Source organism: Streptomyces xiamenensis, from assembly GCF_000993785.3.
In the GTDB taxonomy this organism is placed as follows: domain Bacteria; phylum Actinomycetota; class Actinomycetes; order Streptomycetales; family Streptomycetaceae; genus Streptomyces; species Streptomyces xiamenensis.
Genome location: NZ_CP009922.3, coordinates 3,570,942 through 3,588,653, shown reverse-complemented (window position 1 = coordinate 3,588,653; position 17,712 = coordinate 3,570,942). Strand labels below are relative to the sequence as shown.

The 17,712-nt window shown below is 73.5% G+C and carries 11 protein-coding genes; 2 read left to right on the top strand and 9 right to left on the bottom strand.

All coding sequences use genetic code 11. From position 1 onward, the window contains the following. Positions 1-104: 104 nt before the first annotated feature. The 4 genes from SXIM_RS16540 to SXIM_RS16525 form a co-directional block, all read right to left on the bottom strand. Positions 105-1,682, bottom strand: a complete 1,578-nt coding sequence (locus SXIM_RS16540) for a succinic semialdehyde dehydrogenase (RefSeq protein WP_078846946.1) — start codon at positions 1,680-1,682, stop codon at positions 105-107. 39 nt (positions 1,683-1,721) lie between these two features. Next, on the bottom strand, positions 1,722-4,862 hold the full coding sequence (locus SXIM_RS16535) for a protein kinase family protein (RefSeq protein WP_107073935.1): 3,141 nt from the start codon (positions 4,860-4,862) through the stop codon (positions 1,722-1,724). A 108-nt stretch (positions 4,863-4,970) separates the two neighbouring features. Continuing rightward, entirely contained in the window at positions 4,971-7,277 is a 2,307-nt protein-coding gene (locus SXIM_RS16530) for a serine/threonine-protein kinase (RefSeq protein ID WP_246156892.1), read from the bottom strand. Positions 7,278-8,020: 743 nt separating this feature from the next. Further along, a complete protein-coding gene (locus SXIM_RS16525; protein WP_046724533.1) occupies positions 8,021-9,727 on the bottom strand; it encodes a glycerol-3-phosphate dehydrogenase/oxidase in 1,707 nt (568 codons plus the stop codon). A 239-nt stretch (positions 9,728-9,966) separates the two neighbouring features. On the opposite strand from SXIM_RS16525, the gene SXIM_RS16520 reads away from it, so the two are divergent. Together SXIM_RS16520 and SXIM_RS16515 are read left to right on the top strand one after the other, a co-directional pair. Further along, positions 9,967-11,205 carry a nucleotide sugar dehydrogenase gene (locus tag SXIM_RS16520; RefSeq protein ID WP_030729125.1) on the top strand — a complete coding sequence of 413 codons (1,239 nt, stop codon included), beginning with the start codon at positions 9,967-9,969 and terminating at the stop codon, positions 11,203-11,205. Positions 11,206-11,298: 93 nt separating this feature from the next. Continuing rightward, positions 11,299-12,705: an alkaline phosphatase PhoX gene (locus SXIM_RS16515; protein WP_030729128.1), complete on the top strand. Its 1,407-nt coding sequence runs from the start codon at positions 11,299-11,301 to the stop codon at positions 12,703-12,705. 32 nt (positions 12,706-12,737) lie between these two features. Here the strand turns inward: SXIM_RS16515 and SXIM_RS16510 are convergent, their stop codons facing one another. The 5 genes from SXIM_RS16510 to SXIM_RS16490 all read right to left on the bottom strand — a co-directional run bounded on the left by SXIM_RS16510 (position 12,738) and on the right by SXIM_RS16490 (position 17,561). Then, positions 12,738-13,085 (bottom strand): Uma2 family endonuclease, encoded by a 348-nt coding sequence (locus SXIM_RS16510; protein WP_030729130.1) that lies wholly within the window; start codon positions 13,083-13,085, stop codon positions 12,738-12,740. A 120-nt stretch (positions 13,086-13,205) separates the two neighbouring features. Then, complete coding sequence (locus tag SXIM_RS16505) at positions 13,206-14,321, bottom strand: GuaB3 family IMP dehydrogenase-related protein (RefSeq protein WP_030729134.1); 1,116 nt, start codon at positions 14,319-14,321, stop codon at positions 13,206-13,208. Between the two features lie 54 nt (positions 14,322-14,375). Then, entirely contained in the window at positions 14,376-15,881 is a 1,506-nt protein-coding gene (gene guaB, locus SXIM_RS16500; protein WP_046724532.1) for an IMP dehydrogenase, read from the bottom strand. A gap of 201 nt (positions 15,882-16,082) precedes the next feature. After that, a complete protein-coding gene (shbA, locus tag SXIM_RS16495; RefSeq protein WP_019431594.1) occupies positions 16,083-16,658 on the bottom strand; it encodes an RNA polymerase sigma factor ShbA in 576 nt (191 codons plus the stop codon). A gap of 291 nt (positions 16,659-16,949) precedes the next feature. Beyond that, positions 16,950-17,561 (bottom strand): response regulator transcription factor, encoded by a 612-nt coding sequence (locus tag SXIM_RS16490; RefSeq protein ID WP_019431595.1) that lies wholly within the window; start codon positions 17,559-17,561, stop codon positions 16,950-16,952. Positions 17,562-17,712: the final 151 nt, after the last annotated feature.

Genomic DNA, 17,712 nt, shown 5'->3' with positions numbered 1-17,712 from the left:
GCCTGACGGCCGCACAGACCGAAGGGATCCGCCCCTATTCCCCCGGAGGGCGGGTCCCTTCGCCATGCGCGCACCCGTTCGACGCGGATGCCCAGGCCGGGTGTTCAGCGCACGCGCAGGGCCTTCAGCACCCGCAGCACCCGCGACACCACGGCCGCGTACCGCCGGTCGTCCATCCCGAACGCCGGCCCCATCGGCACCAGACGCTGCTGCGCCACCGTCTGCGCCTCGGTGTACTTGGTGATGCCCTCCGTGCCGTGCCGCCGCCCGAGACCCGAGTCGCCCCAGCCGCCCATCGACGCGCCCACGCTCCCGTACGCCGCCGCGAACCCCTCGTTGATGTTCACCGTCCCGGCGCGCAGTTGTGCCGCGATCCGGCGTGCGCGCCGTGCGTTCCCCGACCACACCGAGGCGTTGAGCCCGTACGGTGTGGCGTTCGCCCGCGTCACCGCGTCCGCCTCTTCCGTGAACCGGTACACCGAGACCACGGGGCCGAACGTCTCCTCCCCGCACACCAGCATCGGCGGTCGCACCCCCTCCAGGATGGTCGGCTCGTAGAAGTACGGGCCCAGGTCGGGGCGTGCCCGGCCCCCGGTCACCACCACCGCCCCGCGCTCCACCGCGTCCGTGACATGGCGGGTGACGGCGTCCAGTTGTGCCCGCGAACTGAGGGAGCCCATGTCCGTGCCGTAGTCCAGCGGGGCGCCCAGGCGCAGCGCCCGCGTGTGCTCCGCGAACCGCCGCACGAAGGCGTCCGCGACCGACGCGTGCACGTACAGCCGCTCGATGGAGATGCACAGCTGCCCGGCGGAGGAGAAGCAGGCCCGTACGGCGCCGGCCGCCGCCCGCTCGATGTCGGCGTCGGCGAGCACCAGCATGGCGTTCTTGCCGCCCAGTTCCAGGCTGGCGCCGATCAGCCGCTGCGCCGCGCCGCGCGCCACCTCGCGGCCGGTGCGCGTGGAGCCGGTGAACGTCACGTAGTCGGCCTCCCGCACCACCTGCGGCCCCAGCACCGGGCCGGGACCGAGCACGATCTGCCACACGTCCCGCGGCAGCCCGGCCTCGACCAGCAGCCGGCGCGCCCACAGCGCGGTGAGCGCCGTCTCGGTGTCCGGCTTCATGAGCACCGCGTTCCCGGCCACCAGCGCGGGCAATGCGTCACCCACGGTCAGTTCCAGGGGGTAGTTCCACGGGGCGATGTGACCGACGACGCCACGCGGGTGGCGCAGTTCGCGCACCCGGGTCAGCAGCGGGAACGCGCCGGTGTGCCGCCGGGGGCGCAGATACCCGGGGGCCCTGCGCCCGTAGTGGCGGGCCGCGCTCGCCACGGCCTGCAACTCCTCGTGGGCGTGCAGCCGCGCCTTGCCCGTCTCCAGCTGGATGAGGTCAAGGACCTCATCCTGCCGGGCGAGGAGCAGGTCGTGGAAGCGCAGCAGCACGGCGGCCCGGCGGCGTACCGGCCACCGCGCCCAGGGGTCCTGGGCGATCCTGGCCCGCCCGAACGCCGCGGTCACCTCGGTCTCGGTGGCCTCGGGCAGCTCGGCCAGCGGCCGGCCGGTCAGTGCGCTGTGGCAAGCGGTACGGCCGCTGCCGGGCACTCCCTCGGTGAGCCGCGCGACCACCTCGGCGGGCAGTTCGGCGGGCAGCTCCGCGGACAGCTCGTCGGACGGCGTTGTCGTCATAGCGGGAGGGTACGGCGGGGGCGGCCCCCTGCCCACCCGTCAGTACCGGTAGCTGTCCGCCACCACGTCGAAGACCTCGGCGACCTGGTCGTCGGCGGCGACCGGGCCCCGTACCAGCACCACGTGATAGCTGTCCGCCAGCTGCATCACCTGGTTGAGCGCGACCCACTGCGTGCCGTCCGCCCGCCAGCGGAAGTCGCCCTGCGCCATCACGGAGGCGCCGACCCGGGTCTCGCGCAGCCCGCTGGAGGTGCCGTAGGTGTCGGCGCGGAAACCGGACAGCTCCTGCTGGTGCTCCATCTGGTAGTTCATCGGCCCCTGGGTGAACTGGGCGGTGCCGTCCCGGCCGGGCACGACCACGATCTCGACATCGCCGTCCGAGAACACCACCGACCCGTCCGCGGTGGTGGACCGCTGCCAGCCGTCCGGCAGCGTCATGGAGAACCCGGCCGGGTCCTCCTGCGGCCCGTACCCCTGCGGTATGCCGCCGCTGCCCTGACCGTCCGGGCTCGGCTCCGTCTCGGGATCCGGCGACGAGGGCGTGGGGGAGGGCTCCGGGGTGGGTTCGGGGGAGATGGGCGCGGTGGCCTCGGGGGACGGCGGCTGGCCGGCCCGGTCCTGCGGGTCCTCGGCGAGGAACAGCATGATGTAGCCGATCGAACCGGCCAGGCCGAGCAGGGTGAGCGTCAGCAGCACCTTGCCCAGACGGCGCGGATGGTTCCCGTTCCCGCGTCCGCCGCGGCGGCGCGGGCCGACCAGATCGCCGCGGCGGCGCACGATCGGCAGCCGGCGCGGGTCCGAGGGCCGGCCCGGCTCCAGCGCGGGCAGCGGCGTGGTGACGGTACGCCTGCCGACCTCGGGCTCCGGGGCGCTGCGCAGCAGCGACCGCAGCCAGCCGCGCAGTTCCTCGGCGCTGGGGCGCTCGGTGGGGTCCTGCCGCAGCAGCGACTCCACGATGGGGCGCAGCGCGCCGCACTCCTCGGCGAAGGCGGGCGGCTCGGCGCAGACGGCCTGCACCAGCTCGGCGGGGTTCTCCTCGGGGTACGGGGGGTGGCCCTGGACGGCCCGGAAGAGCAGGGCGCCCAGCGCCCAGAAGTCGGCCGGGGGGCCCACGGGCGGGGCGAGCTGCCAGTGGTCGTGCACCGGACCGGCCTGCTCGGGCGCCCAGCGCTCGGTGACGGCGCCCACTGTGGTGATACGCGCCTGGCGCGCACGCTCGGCGGCCAGGGCGGTGTCCGGGCCGCGGTACCGGGGCGTCGCCGAGGTCTCTATGGCCGCGCGCGGCGGCGGTACGGGGTCCCAGCCGGTGCGTACGGCGCGGCTCTCGCGGCCGGGCGCGGGCAGTTCGGCCGGCCCTCCGGAGCCGCCCGCCGTACCGGCGGCGTGCGCCCCGGCCCTGGTGCCCGCCCGGTACGCGGCGATGGCCCCGCTGCGCGCGGCCCGTTCCTCGGCGGACAGCCGGGCGCCGGCCCCACCGCCGCCCTCGAAGTCCCAGGCGGCGGGAAATCCCTGCGCGGTGGGCGGCTCGCCGCCGCCCCAGCGCCGATAGCGATCGGAGATGCCGGTCTCGGCGTCGGCGTCCCAGCGGTCCTGGGTGGCGCCCAGCGGGCCGTGCCCCCCGGCGGCGGGAGGCGGGCCCTGGGCGCCGCTGTGCGCGTCCCCCGGCCGTACCGTCCGGATCTGGCCGGTGTCCGACGGTCCCTGTCCCTGCGGGGCCGGGTTCGGCGGTGCGTGGCCGTCCCGGGCTTCGGTACCGTGCTGCCCGGGTGCGGCACCGTTGACCTCGTGCGGGTGGTCCGGCCCGCCGTACCCGTACCCGTACCCGCCATCGGCCGGGCCTTCGCCCGCCTGCGCCCCGGGCAGTTCCTGGGTCTCCCAGGCACCCTGTCCCCCGGGGCCGCCGGTCACCGCCGCGCCCGGGCCGCCGTCCTGCGGACCGTGCCAGTTCTGCGCACCGGTCGGGGCGGCGCCCTGCGGCGGGTACTCACCCGTGCCCTGCGGACCGCCGGACCAACCGCCCTGCGGGCCGTCAAGGCCCTGCCGGCCCTCCGCGCCGACGGGGGCGCCCGAGCCGGACGGGTGGCCGCCATGGGCCTCCTGGGCGCCGGGGTGGGCCTGCGCGCCGTTCACCGTTTCCCGGTCGCCCGGGGGACCGGTCTCCGCCGGGGCTCCCGGGCGGCCGTTCCACGGCCCGTCACCTGCTCCGGGGTTGCCGTCCGGGGCGCCGGTCCAGCCCGTCGGGCCGTGACCGCCCTGGCCGCCCTGGCCGTCACCACCGTGCGGGGTGTGCCAGTTCTCCGCGCCCTGCGGACCCTGCCCGCCCGGCGCGGACTGCCGGCCGTCGCCGTCAGCCGCCGTCCCCCAGCGCTGGTAACGGTCCGCCACCGCCGCGCCGCTGTCGCTGTTCCACGGCGCTCCGGCGGCCGGTGCGGCGGGCGCCGCGCCCTGCCCCGGTACGCCCCAGGGCGCGATGTCCCGCCCGCCCCGGCCCGCCTCCTCCACCACACCGGCAGCGGCGGCGGCACCGCCGCCGGCCACACTCGCCGCCGGAAGCGACTGCCGGCCCTGCGCCGGGGGTGCCGGGAGCGGGTCGTACCCGCACAGCACTTCCTCCGCCGCCCCCGAGGCCAGCCCGGTCAGCAGCGCCCGCCCGTCGTCGCAGATCAGCACCGTACGCGTGGTCAGGTTCCGGTGGGTCCAGCCGTGCGCGTGCACGATCCGCAGGGCGGCCAGCAGATCCGCGGCGACCTCGGCCGCCCGGTAGGGGCCGAGCCTGGCCTCCGCCAGCACCGCGGCCAGCGGCCTGGCCGGCACCAGCTCGCTCACGATCCACAGACCGTCGCCCTGGACGAACACGTCGAAGACCTGGTCGAGCCGGGGATGATCGGGCAACTGCCCCGCCGCGGCGGCCGCTTCCAGCGCACGCCGTACCACCGGATCCTCCGGCGACCGTGTCGCCCGGTCGCCGACCCCCCGGCGCGTCCCGCCCGAACCGGACCTGTTGCCTTCCTCGTCGAGGACCTCGGCGTCCACGACCTCCGGCAACGGCACCTGCCGCACGAGCACTTCCTGCCCGCTCGCCGTGTCGAACGCCCGCGACTCCACCAGTTCGAACGCCTCAGACGGCGTCCTGGGAAGCCGATAGCGATCGGCCAGCAGCCGCCCCGCGTACGTATCCACGCCGCCTCCCCACCGCTTCCGTGACTCGGTCACTCACGATACTGGGCGTAGACATACCACACCCACGATCCGTCAACTCCTGGCCAAGTCACTTGTATCGGGACCGAGTCAGGGCAGCGGCGAAAACGTGAGAAACGCGGTCTCGCGAAGAGTGCGGCACTCCTCCTCGTCCCAGGCGTCCGCGGCGCACGTGATCATGATCGCGTAGCCACGGCCCGGGTCGACCTGGAAGCCCCGGTTCAGGATCCGTACCCGCTTGCCGCCCTCCGTACGCTCGAACTCCCAGTCCGCGACGGTCGGGTAGCCGCGCCAGCCGACCTGCTGGATGTCGATGCGCCGGTAGTCGGTGCTGTTGTTCCGGACGGCCGGTTCCAGACTGCGCCAGGCGCCGGCCGCGTCGTCCCCCGGGGTGGCGTTGAAGTCGACCTGCACCTTCGGCGGTCCCCCGTCGGGGGCGCTGAAGATGCCGCCGGAGTTCTGCCCGGCTATCCCGGTACGACGCCAGCCCTCGGGCAGCGACATCCGGAAGCGGAAGTCGTCGTCCGTCAACTCGGCGTAGCCCTGCGGGTTCTCGGGCAGCGTGCCGTCACCGTCGTTCTCCGGCTTGGCGCCGGGCGGCCCCGAGGTCCCGCCGGCGTCCGGATCGCCGTCCTGCTCACCGCCCGGCGGCTGCTCCGCGTCCGGGCCCGGTTCCTGGCCGGAATCCTGGCCGTCCGCGCCGCCGTCCGAGGCGTCCGGGCCGTCCCCGGCGCCGGCGTCACCGCCCGCGCCATCCTGGCCCTCGTCGCCCGGGGTGCCCTCGTCGCCCGGCGACCCGTCGTCCGGCTGCCCCTGGTCCTGGCCCGAACCCTGGCCGTCCGCGTCGCCGCCGCTCCGCGCCAGGATCAAGGTGGTGCCGATCACGGCCAGCACCGCGATCAGCGCCGCCGCGACGATCAGCGCGCGCCGGCGCCCGTTCGCCGCGCCGGAGCCGACCACGGGCGCGCCGTACGGCGGTGTTCCCTGCGGGGCGGGCGGCGGCCCGGCGGGCGCGGCACCGGCGGTGCGCAGCCCGACGACCATGGTCCGGTCGTCCGAACCCGCCGGATCGGCGGTCAGGGCGGCGGTCAGCAGTTCCCGGGTACGCGGCTCGTCCAGCCGGTCCCTGGGCGCCTTCGCCAGCAGCCCGGTGATGACCTCGACGAGCGGACCGGCCTGACGCGGGGGCCGCAGCGGGGAGTTCATGACGGCGGACAGGGTGGCGATGGCGCCGCCCTCGTCGTAGGGCGGGCGGCCCTCCACACAGCAGTACAGCAGCGCGCCGAGCGACCACAGGTCGGCGGCCGGGCCGAGCGCCTCGCCGCGCGCCCGCTCCGGCGAGATGTACGAGGGGGCGCCGACCAGCATGCCGGTGGAGGTGATGGACGGGTCGCCCTCGACCTTGGCGATGCCGAAGTCGGTGAGCACGATGCGGCCGTCCTCGTCCGCGATGAGGACGTTGGACGGCTTCACGTCGCGGTGCAGGATGCCCTTGTCGTGGGCGGCGCGCAGCACGTCGAGGATGGCGAGGCCGATCTCGGCCGCGCGGGTGGGCGACATGGGCCCGTCCTCGCGGATGAGGTCGGCCAGCGACCGGCCCTCGATGAGCTCCATCACGATCCACGGGCGGGAACCCTCGTCCACCACGTCGTAGATGGTGACCACGCCACGGCTGCGGATGGTGGCGATGGCCTTCGCCTCGCGCAGGGTGCGGGTGATGAGGCGCTTGCGTTCGCCGTCGTCGATGCCGTTGGTGAGGCGGAGTTCCTTGACCGCGACCTGGCGGCCGAGGATCTCGTCGGTGGCTTCCCACACGGTGCCCATGCCGCCGCGGCCGACGATGGAGATGAGGCGGTAACGGCCGCTCAGCAGGCGTCCGGGGGGCGGGGTGGTCAGGCCGGCGATCTCGCCGGCCCGCTTACGGGCGGCGGCCTCGTCGGCGTCCACGGGGGCGCGACGTCCGGTGGGCCGGTCGGCGGCCTCGGCGGGCGTTCCGGCGGACGGTGCCGCCGGCTTCGTGCCCGAGGCCGTCGCGGGCCGCACCGCGGACTCCGGTTCCGGTTCCGCTTCCGGTTCGGCGTCGGGTTCCGCTTCCGCCTGCTCCGCCGGTTCCGCTTCCGCTGCGGAGGCGTCGGCTTCGGAGGCTGCCGCGGGCTTGGGCGCGGCGTCGGCGGGGGCCGACTTCTCCTCGTCGTCCGCCGGTACGACCTCGGGCTCGGCCTCGGCCTCGGCCTGGGGCTCCACGGCGCTCTTCGTCGCCCGCTTCCGCTCCGCCGCACCGGCCGGCACGGCATCCGCCGGTTCCGCCGCCCCGGCGCGCTCGGCCTTCACGAGACTCGGCGCGTCCCGTTCCGTTTCCCGTTCCGTTTCCCTCTTCGGGTCGACTTCCGGTTCCACGGCCAACTCCTCGTGGTCTCGCACAGCGGACTCCCCAGCTCGCTCCGGCGCGCCCACGACCGGCCCTTCGACAGCCGCCGGTTCACCGTCACCGGCTTCCCGGTCCGGCGCGGCGTGCTCCGGCGCGCCGGGTTCCGCCGGTGGCGCCGCCACCACCGCCCCGGTGCCCGCCGCCCTCGTCGGCCGGCCGGCCGGCTCGCCTGCCCGCTCACCGGTCCGCGTTCCGGTGTCCCCGCTGTCCTGGCCCATGCGTCGTGTCCCCTCCGGCTTCCCGGGCCATTGTCACCCATGCGGGGGCCGCTCCGACCACGGACCTTCAGCTCGGCGGCACCGGCGGAGGCTGCGTGCGGGGACCCGACTGGTGGGCGGTGACGGCCCTTTGTGCCGGTCCGTGGCGTGCGGCGCGGTCATGGTCCGCCGCACACGGGTCCGTACGGACCCCTGCCGACCACCCGGCCCCGGCGATCCCGCTGTTCGACCGCCCCTGTGCGCCCGCGCGCCGCGCCGCCCACCGCGGCGGCGTCGGCCCACCGCTCCCCCACCGCGCTTCCCCCGAACCGGACTTCGCACGTCACGGCACCCGGGAGCCGGTGACACCCCGTCAGGTCGCACGCCCCACCCCGGTCTCGAAACGATCCCCCGACACCGAGTTCACCGAAGCCGACGACGGCCGGGGGCCACTCGGCGGGCCACGGATCACCCCGGTGGCCGGCGGTACGCCCGCCGGCCGTACGCCCGGGGCCCTACAGCGGTACGGTGTCGGGCGCCCCCAGCCGGGCCGCGTCCGCCGTCTGGTCGTCGGGCTGGAGCTGCGACTCGCGCTCCGCCTCCACCCGCTTCTCGTAGTGCTCGACCTCGCGCCCGATCTGCTGCTGGTCCCAGCCCAGGACGCCGGCCATCAGCTCGGCGCACTCGCGCGCGCTGCGCGTCCCCCGGTCGAACGTCTCGATCGAGATCCGGGTGCGCCGGGTGAGCACGTCCTCCAGGTGCCGGGCCTGCTCGTGCGAACAGGCATAGACGATCTCGGCCTTGAGGTAGTCGTCGGCGGCCGGCAGCGGCTCGCCGAGCGAGGGGTCGGCGTCGATCAGCTCCAGGATCTCCTCGGTCATGGAGCCGTAGCGGTTGAGCAGGTGCTCCACCCGGGTGTGGTGCAGCCCGGTGCGCGCCGCGATCCTGGCCCGGGAGTTCCACAGCGCGTGGTAGCCCTCGGCGCCGGTGAGCTGGACCTGCTCGGTGCAGCAGGCGGCGACCCGCTGGTCGAGACCGTGCACGGCCGCGTCCACGGCGTCCTTGGCCATCACCCGGTACGTCGTGTACTTGCCGCCCGCCACGACCACCAGGCCCGGTACGGGGTGGGCCACGGTGTGTTCGCGCGACAGCTGGCTGGTGGCGTCCGACTCGCCCGCCAGCAGGGGCCGCAGCCCGGCGTACACGCCCTGGACGTCGTCCCTCGTCAGCGGTACCGCCAGCACCGAGTTGACGTGTTCGAGCACGTAGTCGATGTCGGCGCTGGAGGCCGCCGGGTGTGCCTTGTCCAGGTCCCAGGGGGTGTCCGTGGTGCCCACGATCCAGTGGCGTCCCCACGGGATGACGAACAGCACGCTCTTCTCGGTGCGCAGGATCAGCCCAGTGGAGGACTGGATGCGGTCCTTGGGCACCACCAGATGGACGCCCTTGGAGGCGGTGACGTGGAACTGTCCGCGTTCGGCGATCATCCCCTGGGTGTCGTCGGTCCACACCCCGGTGGCGTTGACGACCTGTTTGGCGCGCACCTCGTACGCCTCGTCGCCCTCCAGGTCGAGCACCTTCACGCCGACCACGCGTTCGCCCTCGCGCAGGAACTCGGTCACCCGCGTCCGGTTGGCGGCCAGCGCCCCGTACGAGGCGGCGGTACGGACCAAGGTGGCGACGTACCGCGCGTCGTCCATCTGGGCGTCGTAGTACTGGAGGGCCCCGACGAGGGCGTCCTTCCTGAGGCAGGGCGCCACCCGCAGCGCGTGCCGCCGGGTGAGGTGCCGGTGGTGCGGCAGGCCGCGGGCGTGACCCGAGGACAGGGCCATGGTGTCGTACAGGGCGACGCCGCTGCCGGCGTACAGCCGCTCCCAGCCGCGGTGCTGCAGCGGGTACAGGAACGGCACCGGCTTCACCAGGTGCGGGGCGATCCGGCCGAGCAGCAGCCCGCGTTCCTTGAGTGCCTCGCGCACCAGCGCGAAGTCCAGCATCTCCAGGTAGCGCAGGCCGCCGTGGATGAGCTTGCTGGAGCGGGAGGAGGTGCCGGACGCCCAGTCCCTGGCCTCGACGATGCCGGTGGCGAGCCCGCGGGTCACGGCGTCCAGGGCGGTGCCGGCGCCGACCACGCCGCCACCCACCACCAGGATGTCCAGTTCGCGTTCCGCCATCCGGGCGAGTGCCTCGGCCCGCTGGCCGGGCCCCAGGGTCGCTGTCTTCACCGTGCCGCCTCCTAGGTCGTCCGTTTCTCGTCCGCCGTCCGCCCCCGCCGCCCGGGCGTTCGCCGTGCTCCGTCAGCGGTCCCCTCCCCCGGCCGCCGCGACCGGTGATCCGTCCCGTTTGTCGATGCTCTCCCATTTCCGCCACCCCCGCGCGGCACGAACCACGCCAGACTGACAATCCGCTATATATGTCATATATGTGCGCTCGTACGCACAGGGGAGAAGGGAACCCGCCGCACATGCCCGCAGACCTCGCCGTCCTGGGACTGGGCCATCTGGGTCTGCCCGCCGCCCAGGCCGCCTCCGCCATCGGCGTCGGCACCGTCGGCTACACCGATGACCAGCACACCACCACCGAACTCAACGCGGGCCGCCCGCCGGCCGACAGCACCCTCGCCGCCGCCGACCTGCGCCGCATGCTCGCCGCCGGGTTCCAGGCCACGAGCGACCCCACCGTCCTCGCCCGGGTCCGCACCGCGCTGATCTGCGCCCCCACCCCGCCCGCCGCCGACCGCCGCAGCCTCGACCTCACCGGCGTCCTCGACGCCGCCCGCACCCTCGCCCCCCGGCTGCGCCCGCGCACCCTCGTCGTCCTGGAATCCACCGTGCCGCCCGGCACCACCGAGGACCTCCTCGCCCCCGCGCTCGAAGCGGGATCAGGACTGCGCGCCGGCCGCGACTTCCACCTCGCCCACGCCCCCGGGCGCCTGGACCCCGGCAACCGCAGCCACGACTACTCCGGCACCCCCCGCGTCATCGGCGGCCTCACCCCCGCCTGCACCGAGGCCGCCGCCGCCTTCTACGGACGGCTCACCGACAAGGTGGTCCGCGCCAAGGGCGTCAAGGAGGCCGAAACCGTCAAGGTCCTGGAAACCAACTACCGGCACGTCAACATCGCCCTGGTCAACGAGATGGCCGTGCTCTGCCACGAACTCGGCGTCGACCTGTGGGACGTCGTGCGCTGCGCCGAGACCAAACCCTTCGGCTTCCGCTCCTTCCGGCCCGGCCCCGGCGTCGGCGGCCACACCCCACCCATCGACGTCGCCCCGGGACGGCTGCGGATGGTCGAACTCGCGCAGGAGGTCAACGCCCGCATGCCGGGCTACGTCACCCAGCGCGCCGCCACCCTCCTCAACGAGTACGGCAAGTCCGTACGCGGCGCCCGCCTGCTGCTCCTGGGCGTCACCTACAAGCCCGACCTCCCCGACCAGCAGGGCGCCCCCGCCCGCGAGATCGCCCGGAATCTCACCGAACTCGGCGGCCGGCTCAGCTTCCACGACCCGTACGTCACCCAGTGGCGGGTCGGCGGACAGCCCGTCCCGCGCGCCGACTCCCTCTACGAGGCCGCCGCCGGCGCCGATCTGACCCTGCTGCTCCAGCACCACTCCGTCTACGACCTCCAGGGCCTGGCCGCCAAGGCCCAGCTGCTGCTCGACACCCGCGGCGCCACCCCGGCGGGAGCGGCATACCGGCTGTGACCCGGTGCGCCCGCCGACCGGCCGGCCGTGACCGACGCCGGACGGCCCCGTACCGTTCAACGGCCGTTCGCCCCGCGCCGCCATCGTGAGGTCATGCCCCTCAGCCGCAGAGACTTCGTCCAGCACTCCGCCGTCACCGGCGCCGGCGTCGCCCTCGCCGGCAGCGTCGGCGTCCTGACCACCGCGCCCGGCGCGATCGCCGCCCCCGGCCGCCAGGGCCTGGGCTACGGCCCGCTGATCCCCGACCCGGACGGCATCCTCGCCCTCCCCGAGGGCTTCTCCTACCGGATCATCACCCACGCCGGCCGCACCACCCTGGACTCCGGCGAACCCACCCCCTCGAACCACGACGCCACCGGCGCCTTCGAGGGCCCGCGCCGCAGCGACCTGCTCGTCGTCAACCACGAACTCAAGGGCCCGCGCGCCGAGTGGGAACACCCCGTGCCGCTCACCGAGGGCCTGGTGTACGACCCGGCCGCCGCCGGCGGCTGCACGGTCGTCGAGATCAGCCACGGCGGCGAGTACGTCGCCGAATGGGTCGCCATCGCCGGTACCTCCACCAACTGCGCCGGCGGCACCACCCCCTGGGGAACCTGGCTGACCTGCGAGGAGAACTCCGACCGCGCCGGCGAGAACGGCATGACCCGGGACCACGGCTACGTCTTCGAGGTCGACCCGTACGACCGCACCGCCTGCCGCGACCCGCGCCCCGTCAAGGCCCTGGGCCGCTTCGACCACGAGGCCGTCGTCGTCGACCCCAAACAGGGCTACTTCTACCTCACCGAGGACGACAAGAACCCCAACGGCCTGTTCTACCGCTGGGTCCCGCCGCACGGCTTCCGCCCCGGCCGCGGCACCCTGCGCACCCTCGCCGAAGAGGCCGGCACGCTCCAGGCCGCCCGCTGCTTCGACTCGGGCGGCCGGTACGTGGACGACCTGTCCCGCGCGACCGTGACCGGCACCGTGTACGGCGTCGACTGGGCGACGGTCCCCGACCGCGACGCCCGCGAGGCGCCCCTCCGCGAGCAGTTCCGGGCGGGGGCGGTCACCCGGGGCCAGAAGCTCGAAGGCATGTGGTGGGGCGACGGCGGTGCCTACTTCGTGTGCTCCTACGCCCGCGACGGCCAGAGCCCCGGCGCCCCGCACGACGGACAGGTGTGGTTCTACAACCCCCGGCGCCGCACCATGACCCTCAAGGTGATCCTGGGCGCCGAGGACACCTTCGACGGCCCGGACAACATCACCGTCTCCCCCTACGGCGGCCTGATCATCGCCGAGGACGGCGACGGCCTCCAGCATCTCTTCGGCGCCACCGACGGCGGCCGCACCTACGAACTGGCCCGCAACGAACTCAACATCGGCACGGTCGAGGCGCCCGAGTACAGCGAGTTCACCGGCCCGGTCTTCTCCACGGACCGCCGGACGCTGTACGCCAGCATCCAGGAGCCCGGCATCCTGCTGGCCATCACCGGCCCCTGGCGCCACCAGCCCCGCGCATGACACGGGGGCCCGGTCCGTACCCGGACCGGGCCCTACCCGGCGAGAAAGACCGAGGTGTCCAGCGCCGGATAGGGCTCGGGCAGCGGGAGCGAACGCCCCAGATCCACCTCGACCTTGGTGGCATAACGTGCCTTGGCCGATGCGTCCCCCGGCTTCGGGTCCGAGCAGGCGAACGCCTTCTTCTCGTCCCGGTGAATCAGCACATGCACAGGAACACCCGCCGCGGCGTACGTGCGGTACTTGGGGCCGGTGTCGGTCTCATGGTTGCTGGACGTGACCTCCCCGACCAGATCCAGCAGATCGACGGGGTCCATTCGTGGCTTCTTCACGGGCTCGGTCACAGAATCATCGGCAGAATCGATGGCGCGTTCGGCGATCATCGTCACTTTCCGCCCCTTCCCTCTCTGGTGACACGCTGCGCCCGCATGGGTGCCCCGGCACCATCATGCGGGCGTCCGCGCGCCATACCGCCAGTTGAGGGAAATGATCACTCCATCGCGTTAACGCGAGTCGGCGACCGTGACCTCCACGCGCTGGAACTCCTTGAGCTCGGAGTACCCGGTCGTCGCCATCGCCCGCCGCAGCGCGCCGAAGAAGTTCATCGAGCCGTCGGGGATGTGGGACGGGCCGGTGAGGATCTCGGCGGTGCTGCCCACCGTGCCCAGCCGCACCTTCTTGCCGCGCGGCACGTCCTCGTGCACCGCCTCCATGCCCCAGTGGTTCCCGCGCCCCGGCGCGTCGGTGGCCCGCGCCAGCGGGGAGCCCATCATCACCGCGTCGGCGCCGCACGCGATCGCCTTCGGCAGGTCGCCGGACCAGCCGACGCCGCCGTCCGCGATCACATGCACGTACCGGCCGCCCGACTCGTCCATGTAGTCGCGCCGCGCCGCCGCCACATCGGCCACGGCCGTCGCCATCGGCACCTGGATGCCCAGCACGTTGCGCGTGGTGTGCGCCGCGCCGCCGCCGAAGCCGACCAGCACACCGGCGGCCCCGGTCCGCATCAGGTGCAGCGCCGCCGTGTAGGTGGCGCAGCCGCCGACGATCACCGGCACGTCCAGCTCGTAGATGAACTGCTTGAGGTTCAGCGGCTCCGCCGCCCCCGACACATGCTCGGCCGAGACCGTCGTACCGCGGATCACGAACAGGTCCACGCCCGCGTCCACGACCGCCTTGGAGAACTGCGCGGTGCGCTGCGGCGAGAGCGCGGCGGCCGTGACGACCCCCGCGTCCCGGACCTCCTTGATGCGCTGCCCGATCAGCTCCTCGCGGATCGGCGCCTCGTAGATCTCCTGAAGCCGCTTGTTGGCGCCGTCCTCGGAGAGCTCGGCGATCTCCGCGAGCAGCGGCTCGGGGTCCTCGTAACGGGTCCACAGACCTTCGAGGTTGAGCACCCCGAGACCGCCCATCTCACCGATGCGGATGGCGGTGGCCGGCGAGACGACGGAGTCCATCGGCGCGGCCAGGAAGGGCAGTTCGAAGCGGTAGGCATCGATCTGCCAGGCGATCGAGACCTCCTTGGGGTCCCGGGTACGCCGGCTGGGCACCACCGCGATGTCGTCGAACGCGTACGCCCGCCGCCCGCGCTTGCCGCGCCCGATCTCGATCTCCGTCACCTGATGAGCCTTTCCCTGTGCTTTCGCCGGCAGACGTCCCAGTATTCCCCGGGCTCAGCGCCGCGAGTAGTTCGGGGCCTCGGTCGTCATCTGGATGTCGTGCGGGTGGCTCTCCTTGAGCCCGGCCGCGGTGATCCGGACGAACCGGCCGCGCTCCTTGATGTCCGGGACGGTACGGCCGCCCAGGTAGTACATCGACTGGTGCAGCCCGCCCACCAGCTGGTGCACCACGGAGGCCAGCGGACCGCGGTAGGGCACCTGGCCCTCGATGCCCTCGGGGATCAGCTTGTCGTCGTCGCCGACCGACTCCTGGAAGTACCGGTCCTTGGAGTACGAGCGCTTCTCGCCGCGCGTCTGCATCGCGCCCAGCGAACCCATGCCCCGGTACGACTTGAACTGCTTGCCGTTGATGAACTGGAGCTCGCCCGGCGACTCCTCGCAGCCCGCCAGCAGACTGCCGAGCATCACCGTGTCCGCGCCGGCCACCAGCGCCTTGGCGATGTCGCCGCTGTACTGGAGGCCACCGTCGCCGATCACCGGGATGCCGGCCTCGCGCGCCGCCAGCGCGGCCTCGTAGATCGCCGTCACCTGCGGCACGCCGATGCCGGCCACCACGCGGGTGGTGCAGATCGAGCCGGGTCCGACGCCGACCTTGATGCCGTCGACCCCGGCGTCCACGAGCGCCTGCGCGCCGTCCCGGGTGGCCACGTTGCCGGCCACCACGTCGACCCGGTCGTAGTTCGACTTGATCTTGGCGGCCATCTCGGGGACCAGCCGGGAGTGCCCGTGCGCCGTGTCCACGACCACGAAGTCCACGCCGGCCTCGATCAGCGCCTGGGCCCGCTCGTACGCGTCCCCGGCGACTCCGACGGCCGCGCCGACGATGAGGCGGCCCTCGGCGTCCTTGGCGGCGTTCGGGTACTTCTCGGCCTTCACGAAGTCCTTGACGGTGATCAGCCCGCCGAGGCGGCCGTCCGCGTCCACCAGCGGCAGCTTCTCGATCTTGTGCCGGCGCAGCAGCTCCATGGCCTGCTCGCCGGAGATCCCGACCTGGCCGGTGACCAGCGGCATCGGCGTCATGACCTCGCGCACCTGCCGGCTGCGGTCCGACTCGAACGCCATGTCGCGGTTGGTGACGATGCCCAGCAGCTTCCCGGCGCCGTCCGTGACCGGCACACCGCTGATCCGGAACCGGCCGCACAGCTCGTCGGCCTCGCGCAGCGACGCGTCGGGACGGATGGTGATCGGGTCGGTGACCATGCCCGACTCGGAGCGCTTCACCCGGTCCACCTGGGCGGCCTGCTCCTCGATGGACAGGTTGCGGTGCAGCACGCCGGCCCCGCCCTGCCGCGCCATGGCGATGGCCATCCGCGCCTCGGTGACCTTGTCCATGGCCGCCGACAGCAGCGGGACGTTCACCCGTACGTTGCGCGAGATCAGCGACGAGGTGTCGATGTCGCCGGGGGCCATGTCGGCGGCGCCCGGCAGCAGCAGCACATCGTCGAAGGTCAGGCCGAGCGCGGCGAACTTGTCCGGGATTCCCTCGGTGTGATCACTCATGTCTGCCCTCTCCACGCTCGCGGCTCACGCGCTGCTCGATCACGCACGCATCCATCCGGCCTACGCACCCTTGCCCAGCCTGGCTGTCCATGCTAAGCGGAACCGGCGGTGTCCTCTTACCGCCCGCTTATCCCCCGGACGTGATCCTGGTGACGTCCGGGGATCCGGACGGGACGGCCGGCGGACGGCAGGCCGGTGCGCTCACCGCCCCGCGAGCGCCCGCAGCCGGCTGAGCGCACGGTGCTGTGCCACCCGTACGGCGCCGGGTGACATGCCCAGCTTCTGCCCGGTCTCCTCGGCGGTCAGTCCGATCGCGACCCGCAGCAGCACCAGCTCGCGCAGATGATCGGGGAGGTTCGCCAGCAGCTTTCTGGCCCACTCGGCGTCGCTGCTCAGCAGCGCCCGCTCCTCGGGCCCCAGCGAGTCGTCCGCCCGTTCGGGCATCTCGTCGGAGGGCAGGACGGTGGATCCGGGCCCGCGCATCGCCGCCCGCTGGAGGTCGGCGACCTTGTGCTGGGCGATGGCCACCACGAAGGCGTCGAAGGGCCGTCCGGTGTCGCGGTAGCGGGGCAGTGCGTAGAGCACCGCCAGGCACACTTCCTGTGCCAGATCGTCGACGAAGTGTCTGGCCTCGCCGGGCAGCCGGGCCAGCCGGGTGCGGCAGTAGCGCACCGCGAGTGGGTGCACATGGGCCAGCAGGTCATGAGTCGCCTGGGCATCGCCCTCGGCGGCCCGATGGACGAGGGCGCCGATCGCCGTGGTCTCGTCATCGCGCATCGGTCCATGGTGCACCGTCGCACCACGGTCCGGTGCACCGTGTGCGGAGTTGTGCACCGAAGCGTTATGTGAAGTGCGCGGAGTTGTCTTCGGAGCGTTCGAAGTGTTCGGAGCGGGAGTGCCGCTGCCCGTCATGTCCCGGGCCCTCCCCTCGCGCGTGGCCGGCTCGTCCCCAAGGAGCGTCATGCCTCAAGCATGCGGCACCGGGAAAAGTTTCAGGCCCGCTCCGTGCCGGACGGGGCGACAGACTCGGGCCGCCCCTCCCCGTCCGGTTCTCGTGGCCCGGCCGGCTCAGCGGACCAGGCCCCAGCGGAAACCCAAGGCCACAGCATGTGCGCGGTCGGAAGCGCCGAGCTTTTTGAACAGTCGGCGGGCGTGGGTTTTGACCGTGTCCTCGGAGAGAAAAAGCTCACGCCCGATCTCGGCGTTGGACCGTCCGTGGCTCATTCCCTCCAGCACCTGGATCTCCCGGGCGGTAAGGGTGGGGGCGGCTCCCATGTCGGAGGAGCGCAGCCGGCGCGGGGCCAGCCGCCAGGTCGGGTCGGCCAGCGCCTGGGTGACGGTGGCCCGCAGTTCGGCGCGCGAGGCGTCCTTGTGCAGATAGCCGCGGGCTCCGGCGGCGACGGCGAGGGCCACGCCGTCGAGGTCCTCGGCCACGGTGAGCATGATGATGCGGGCGCCCGGGTCGGCCGACAGCAGCCGCCGTACGGTCTCCACCCCCCCGAGTCCGGGCATCCGGACATCCATCAGGATGAGATCGGAGCGGTCGGCACCCCAGCGGCGGAGGACTTCCTCGCCGTTGGCCGCCGTGGTGACCCGCTCCACGCCGGGCACGGTGGCGACCGCGCGGCGCAGGGCTTCCCGGGCGAGCGGGGAGTCGTCGCAGACAAGAACGGACGTCATGGCCGGCCTCCGCAGCTGATGCGCATCACGTTGAGCCTCCAGGCTGTTGTGTGTCGTCACCTGTGCGATTGACAGCCCCGGACCCTGGTCCGGGCGGTGGTCTCTTCCGTCAACCGCCTCCGCCCTCTCAACGACGGTCACCCGAAAGAGT